Source organism: Micromonospora sp. NRRL B-16802, from assembly GCF_001279555.1.
Taxonomy (GTDB): domain Bacteria; phylum Actinomycetota; class Actinomycetes; order Mycobacteriales; family Micromonosporaceae; genus Micromonospora; species Micromonospora profundi.
The window spans coordinates 1-706 of sequence record NZ_LGEB01000128.1; the positions used below are offsets into that span (position 1 = coordinate 1).

At 69.5% G+C, this 706-nt stretch carries 1 protein-coding gene; it reads left to right on the forward strand.

What is annotated here, in order from left to right:
- The coding region (locus tag ADK66_RS29160; protein WP_231640249.1) for a condensation domain-containing protein at window positions 1-706 on the forward strand (706 nt) is incomplete at both ends.

A 706-nucleotide genomic window follows, 5' to 3' on the forward strand; every position in this document is an offset into this window, starting at 1 on the left:
CGCCCTCCACACCCTCACCACCCGACACGAAGCCCTCCGCACCCGCTTCGTCGAACACAACGGCCTACCCCGCCAAATCATCGACCCCCCACCGGCCGACCGACCGATGACAGTCGTCGACATCCCGGCCGACAGCGTCGACACGTGGGTCACCGAACAGGTCAACCGCCGACTGGGCCTGGCGACCGGGCCCGTGTTCCGCACCGCGCTGGCCCGCATAGCGCCGGACGACCACGTTCTCGTGCTCGTGGTGCACCACATCGTCGCCGACGGCTGGTCGGTGGGAATCCTCACCACCGAACTCACCAGCCTCTACGCCGCGGAAACCGGCCTCACCGCCGAGAACCCGCTACCCGAGCTGCCCGAGCCGAACATCCAGCCCGCCGACCACGCGGCCTGGCAGCGCGCCCGCCTCGACGACGACGAATTCACCCGACAACTCGACCACTGGCGCACCACACTGGCCGACCTGCCCACCATCGAGTTCCCCACCGACCGACCCCGACCGGCCCACCCCACCGGTGCCGGGGCCCGCGTCGACCGGCTTCTGCCCCACGACCTCACGTCGGCAGCGCACCGCTACGCCCGCACCAACCACGTATCCTTCCTCGCCATCCACCACGCCGCACTACTCACCGTGCTACACCGCTACACAGGACAAACCGACCTACCCATCGGCTCCATCCTCTCCGGCCGCACCCACACC